This window comes from Streptomyces sp. NPDC037288 (assembly GCF_055603265.1).
The window spans coordinates 1-6,055 of sequence record NZ_JBVJVY010000127.1; the positions used below are offsets into that span (position 1 = coordinate 1).

At 70.1% G+C, this 6,055-nt stretch carries 5 protein-coding genes and 3 pseudogenes; 3 read left to right on the plus strand and 5 right to left on the minus strand.

The genetic code is table 11. The annotated features are described in order from the left end of the window. Positions 1-120 precede the first annotated feature (120 nt). Positions 121-1,374 (plus strand): annotated as a pseudogene (locus tag ACZ7GZ_RS41920) (IS256 family transposase). 82 nt (positions 1,375-1,456) lie between these two features. Here the strand turns inward: ACZ7GZ_RS41920 and ACZ7GZ_RS41925 are convergent. Both ACZ7GZ_RS41925 and ACZ7GZ_RS41930 read right to left on the minus strand, forming a co-directional pair. Next, entirely contained in the window at positions 1,457-2,185 is a 729-nt protein-coding gene (locus ACZ7GZ_RS41925; RefSeq protein WP_471032976.1) for a GAF and ANTAR domain-containing protein, read from the minus strand. 26 nt (positions 2,186-2,211) lie between these two features. Then, positions 2,212-2,835 (minus strand): ANTAR domain-containing protein, encoded by a 624-nt coding sequence (locus ACZ7GZ_RS41930; RefSeq protein ID WP_471032979.1) that lies wholly within the window; start codon positions 2,833-2,835, stop codon positions 2,212-2,214. A 316-nt stretch (positions 2,836-3,151) separates the two neighbouring features. Here ACZ7GZ_RS41930 and ACZ7GZ_RS41935 point away from each other — a divergent pair, with 316 nt between their 5' ends. Further along, positions 3,152-4,351 (plus strand): helix-turn-helix domain-containing protein, encoded by a 1,200-nt coding sequence (locus ACZ7GZ_RS41935; protein ID WP_471032982.1) that lies wholly within the window; start codon positions 3,152-3,154, stop codon positions 4,349-4,351. 18 nt (positions 4,352-4,369) lie between these two features. Here the strand turns inward: ACZ7GZ_RS41935 and ACZ7GZ_RS41940 are convergent. From ACZ7GZ_RS41940 to ACZ7GZ_RS41950, 3 genes and pseudogenes are all read right to left on the minus strand, one after another. Continuing rightward, positions 4,370-4,504, minus strand: a pseudogene (locus ACZ7GZ_RS41940) (ATP-binding protein); the annotation flags it as partial. A 132-nt stretch (positions 4,505-4,636) separates the two neighbouring features. After that, complete coding sequence (locus ACZ7GZ_RS41945; protein ID WP_471032983.1) at positions 4,637-4,828, minus strand: hypothetical protein; 192 nt, start codon at positions 4,826-4,828, stop codon at positions 4,637-4,639. A gap of 113 nt (positions 4,829-4,941) precedes the next feature. Continuing rightward, positions 4,942-5,418 (minus strand): annotated as a pseudogene (locus ACZ7GZ_RS41950) (transposase family protein); the annotation flags it as partial. A 334-nt stretch (positions 5,419-5,752) separates the two neighbouring features. Between ACZ7GZ_RS41950 and ACZ7GZ_RS41955 the strand changes: the two are divergent. Beyond that, positions 5,753-6,010: a hypothetical protein gene (locus ACZ7GZ_RS41955; RefSeq protein ID WP_471032985.1), complete on the plus strand. Its 258-nt coding sequence runs from the start codon at positions 5,753-5,755 to the stop codon at positions 6,008-6,010. Positions 6,011-6,055: the final 45 nt, after the last annotated feature.

The window sequence follows — 6,055 nt, forward strand, 5'->3', positions numbered from 1 at the left end:
CGCACCCTCTACGACGAGGCCACCGCGTGGTCACACCACGCAACCCTCGCCGGAGCCGCTTGACATCCCTACGCCATGGGATGTCTGACCTGGGCCTTCGGCCAGCCGGGACGGACGGACATGAATGACAACGAGATCCCGGGCGTCGAACCGGTCGGGGGCAAGCTCGTCGATGAGGTCGTCGAGCGGCTGCTGGACCGCGCTGACGCCTCGGGTGCTGCCCTGCTGGGCGAAGGCGGGCTGCTGACGGAGGTGACCCGGGCCGTGCTGGAACGGGCCCTGGACGCGGAGATGACCGACCACCTCGGATACGAGAAGCACGATCCCACAGGCCGTGGCTCGGGCAACAGCCGCAATGGGACATCGCTGAAGACGGTGCTGACCGATGCCGGGGCGGTCACGCTGGCCGTTCCCAGGGACCGTGACGGGTCCTTCGAACCGCAACTGGTACCCAAGCACGCCAGACGGCTTGCGGGGTTCAATGAGCAGGTCCTGTCCCTGTATGCACGCGGCATGTCGGTGCGCGACATCCGCTCGCACCTGGCCGGCCTGTACGGCGTCCAGGTCTCTCCGGACTTGATCAGCAAAGTCACCGACGCCGTCACCGACGAGCTCTACGCATGGCAGAACAGACCGCTGGACGCCGTCTGGCCGATCATCTACATCGACGCGCTGTGGGTGAAGATCCGCTCCGGGTCCGTGTCCTCCCGTCCGGTCTACCTCGCCGTCGGGGTGGACATGGACGGCTGCAAGGACGTGCTGGGCCTGTGAGCCGGCGATGAGGGGGAAGGCGCCACGACCTGGATGACCGTGCTGTCCGAGCTCCGCAACCGCGGGGTCGAGGACGTGTACATCGTCGCCTGCTACGGACTGAAGGGCCTGCCCGACGCGGTCACCGCGACCTGGCCCAAGGCCACCGTTCAGACATGTGTGATCCACTTGATCCGTGCCTCGCTGAGGTTCGCCTCCAAGCAGCACCACACCAGGCTGGTCACGGAGTTGAAGGCCGTCTACACCGCCCCGACCGAACAGGTTGCCGAGCAGGCCCTCGCCGACTTCGCCGCAAGCGAGCTGGGCCAACGGTATCCCGCGATCGTGCGGACCTGGCAGGCCGCGTGGAGCGAATTCACCCCCTATCTTGCCTTCCCGCCGGAGATAAGGAAGGTCGTCTACTCGACCAATCTGATCGAGTCGATCAACGCACGGCTGCGGAAAGCCTTCCCTTCGGAGCAGGCCGCGTTGAAGGTGCTCTACCTCGCAGTCCGCGAGCAGATCACCCCCAGAGCGCGCGATGTCAACCACGTCGCGGCACACTGGAAGAAGGCACTGAACCAGCTCTCACTCTTCTTCGAGGACCGGCTCAACACCAAGTGATGGCCCAGGACTTACACAAAGTTCCGTACACGCCCAAGAAGTCCGGGTCGGCGGTCTCGGGAGCGAAGCACGGACCGGATGGTTACTGCGAGGGGGCTGCGGCGAGGACTTCCCTGGTGGTGGTCTGGCCCTCCACCAGGGCGCGGGCCAGCGTGGTGATGCCCTGGCCGGTGCGGTGTGCGTGGGCGCGCAGCAGGGTGAAGGCGTGGTCGAGGCTGGTGTCGGCGTCGTGGGCGAGCATGCCTTTGGCGCGTTCGATCCCGGACCGGTCGTGCAAGGCACGGGTGATGTGTGCGGCGATCCCGTCGCGGGGCTGGACCTGCTGCAGGACGGCGAGCAGGGCCAGGTTGGCGAACGCCTGCGCGGCCCGCAGCGCGGCCTCGCTGCCGGCGCCGGTGTCCTGGTCGAAGAGGTTGAGGGCGCCGATGGTACGGCCGCGGTGCCGGATCGGCAGGGCCCGCACGCTGGCGAACCCGGCGTCCAAGGCGGCGGGGACGAAGCGGGGCCAGCGGGTGTGCGCGGCGCCGAGGTCGTGGGCGATCACGATGTCGCCGGTGGCCACGCAGTCGACGCATGGGCCCTCGTCGACGGTCACCTGGTGGCGTTCCAGTCGGCGGACCTGGTCGTCGGAGTAGGCGATGTCGCGCAGCACGTGGTGGGCGTCCTGGATGACCAGGCCGACGCCGGCTGCGCCGCACACGGTGACGCAGTGGCCGATGATCCGGTCTAGGGTCTCGACGAGGTCGAAGTCGCCGACCAGGGCATCCGCGAGTTCCGCGAACGCCTCGATGGCGGGCTCGGATCGGTCCACGGCCACCTCCCTCGTTCCTGTCAACGCTACTCCTGTTCCTGCTCGCCGGCCTCGAAGGTGATCTTGCGGGTGAGGACGTCCTGGGCGACGTCGCCGAGCCGGCGGCCCTCGGCGAACGCCCGCGCCCGCAGCATCGACAGCGCCGTGGCGTCGGGGGCGCGCAGCTGCGCCATCACCATGCCCACCGCCTGGTCCACCTCCACGCTGTCCAGGTCCTCCTCCGCCCATCCCGACGTGCCCAACGAGTCGACGGGTTGGTCGAAGGAATGCGCCAGCGCCAGGGCGGCCAGGTCCGCCGCGACCCGGGCCGCGGCTGCGTCCAGCTCGTCCAGGGCGCCGGGCTGGACGCGGAACAGTTCAACGAGGCCGAACGCGGTGCCGCTGATCTGCAGCGGGAACGCGAACACCGCCCGGGCTGGCAGGCCGCGCTCGGCGACGGTCGCCGCCCACATGGGCCACCGCTCGGCGTCCGCCCCGGAAAGGTCGCCGACCAGGACGGGGCGGATGTGGGCGACGGAATGCAGCCCCGGTCCTTCGCCCAGGTCGAACTCCAGCTGGCATAGGTCCGCGGCCTGGTCGCCGGAGGCAGCCAGGGTGTGGTGGTGGGTCAGGTCGGCCATCAGCGCGAGCGCCGCCCCCTGGCCCTCCAAAGCGTCCCGCTAGTGCGACGCACAGCCGCTGGGGCAGGTCCGGATCCTCCTTGGCGATCACGGACCCCATGATCTGCACGACTCGGGGCAACAACACCCTTGATCACCGCCCTTCACGCGCTTGACAGCATCCTAGGACAACCCGTGCCTGTCGGGTTGGCGCCCCCACCTGCGGCAGCCGTCCTTTCCGGTGAACCGGCCCGCCGCCGCGCACCACCTGGGTGTCGCGCGCACTAGCGTGGCCACCCCAGGACAGTGCCTGGGCCCGGGCCCCGTCGTGAGCCGACAAACGAGCTGGCCTTGGTAGAGGAGAGCCGTGTTCAGGCAGGACCCTTTGCCCCCGTCCGGGCACGCGCACGGCCTACGCCACCAGCTGGCCGCCGCCGCCGCGATCGAGCGTGCCATCGGCGTGATCATGCAGCAGACCCGCACCACCGCCGAACAGGCGCGCGCGCGGCTGACCAGCGACGCCGCCGCGGCGGGCTGCACCCTGGCCGTCCTCTGCGCCGCAGTCCTGACCGACGCCGCCCGACCGGCCGCCACCCCCGCCCCGACAGACGCCCCGCTGACGCGCCGCCGCCTGGCCACCACCTGCCCCGAGCGGGCCCGCGAGGAACTCGCCGCCGCCTACCGCACGCCGATCCGGATGACCGCCCCCGAACCCGGCCAGCTGTTCCAGATCGAGCACACCGACGCCGGCCTGTTCCAGGCCGGTGAACACCGCCTGCCCGGCCGGCTCCGGTTCACCTCCCAGCCCGCGCCCCAAATCGTCGTTGCCCGCCTGCTGGCCGGCACCGCGGAGCGACATACCCCGGCAGGCGTGGAGCACCTGGGCGCCGAGGACCTGTTCCTGACCGGACAGCCCGCCACCGAACACACCGCCACCACCCACGACGCGCACGTGGGCACCACCACCCTCCCGCTGCCACTGCTCCACAAGGTCGCAAGCGCCCTGCCCGAGCAGACCCCACCGCTGCGCTTCACCTCACTGCGCCCGGCCACCCAGGCCCTGGCCGACCACTGGCGCGCCACCGGTGTCTACCTGGGCGGCCTCCTCGACCACGCCCAGTTGGCGACCGAGGCACCCCTGCTCGTGGCCAACACCGCACAGCTGCTGGCGGCCACCGCGCTCGCGGTCTTCCCCAACACCGTTACCACTGCCACCGACAGCCCCCACGACCGCACCGACGCCACCCGCGACACGGTGCACCGCGCCACCGCGTTCATCGACGAGCACGCCCACCAGGACCTCACTCTCGCCGACATCGCCCACGCCTCCAGCGTCACCCCCCGCACCCTGCAGTACGCCTTCCGCCGCCACCTCGACACCACGCCGCTCGCCTACCTGCGTGACGTCCGTTTGTTGCGCGCCCACCGGGACCTGCTCGACGCCGACCCCGCCACCACCACCGTCACCCAGATCGCCGTTCACTGGGGCTTCCTCCACCTCGGCCGGTTCGCCTCCCGCTACCAGGACCTGTTCCACACCCCGCCCAGCACCACCCTGCACACATGAGTGCACCACGGCCCACCTAACGGCACCACGCAGGGCGTCAAGCGAGAGCACCTGGCTCGCGAGCCAGGTAGCGGCCAGCGTCAACTTGCCCGCGCCAGAGGCACCGATCAACACGATCAGCGCGTTCTCCGGCAGGTCCGGGTACAGCGGCATCGGCGAGGTCGTGCGTCATCTCCTTGCAGGTCGAGGAACGGGTTGCGCAGCAGCGCGGTGTTGTCGGTGATGGGCGTGGCGGCCTCGTGCAGGTAGCAGAGGGCGTCGCCATGGCGGGCGTCGGGTCAGGAGTCAGGCGGTGCGGGTGCGGAGCAGCCTGGCGGCCCACTGCCGCAGCTGGTCCCAGCGGGTGGGGTGCGTGTGCCGCCAGGCACTGCGGTCCAGGCCGTACTGGGACTGTAAGAAAAACGGCTGGCCCCCCATCTCGGCCGCCGCGAGCACATGAGCGACATCGTCCAAGCCGTCGCCGGCCTGCTGTCCCACCAGCAGATCGCCGACCTGACGTCGGCACGGCAGATGTGAACACCGAGCCTTTTCAGCGGTGGCTCTGCAGGGTGAGGACGGCGCGGGCTGCTGTGGTGAGCCAGGTGGGGCTGCAGCGGGGCTTTCCGGAAGATGCGCCAGTCTTGAGCCGGGGCCATGCCGCGCTCGACGGGATTCCGGATCCGCGCATGGGCTTTGTTCACCGACCGTTGCTGGACGGTGAGTGCTTGTGGCGGACGGCGGCGGTGCGGGACGGCGAAGGTTCCGCTGGCGCCGAGATAGCCCAGGTCCGCCAGGACCGGGATGCCCCGTCGTCGGCAGGTGGCGATGACACGGTGCCGGCGGGCCGCGGTGAGCTCGTGGGTGCGGCCGGGCAGGGCCCTGGAAATCCACAGGATCCTGCCGTCGGGGGCGGTGATGACTTGGAGGTTCACACCGTGGCGGCGATGCTTGCCGTTGCAGTCGGCACGTGCGTCGCCCACCCGGCCGCACTCGGCCAGGGTGCCATCCACCAGCACATACTCCGCTCTCGCCTTCACCTCGCGAAGGATCCGGGTCAGTCCCGGCGCCCGGCGGGCCAGCAGCGTCACGAAGGAGCGAACGTAGGCGTGGGTGGCGCCGACACTGGTACGGAAACCGGCTGCGATCTGGGCAGAGGCGATGGGCCGGCGCGCCGCGTGTACGAGGAGGTCAGGGCGGCCAAGGGCAAAACCGCGGACATGTTCCGCATTGCCGCCCAGGGTCGGCCTGGGCGGTCGCTGGTGGGCTGGCTGTCCGGTAATGCGGGGATGCGGACGATACTCGCGCCGGGCGGGCGCAGGTGCGCGATGCCCTGGAGAGTGTGGAGGTCATCATTGTGGAGCGGCTCGATGACGGGTCGCTTGCGACGGTCAGCTGGGCCGGTGAGGGCGCGGCGGTCTGCCGCTGCCGACCGGCAGCGTTCCCGTGCGGAAGGCCGCGCAGGCTGCTGCGGCGTGCATGCTGCGGCTGCCGGCGCGGATGGCGAGACCGTACGTGATCGATCGTGTGATCGCCGATCTGGAGGAGTTCTTTGTCCCGAGCTGGCAGGCGAAGGAAAGCATCTGGCTGGAGGGCGAGCTGATCCTGCCGGTCAGGCCCGGTTGTCAGACCCGGAGGCTTTTCAATTTGGCCACCGATCGGGTGACGAGGCCGGTCGAGTAACGGGCGAGGCCCTCGGACTGTTGAGCGAGATGTCTGAAGTCTCAA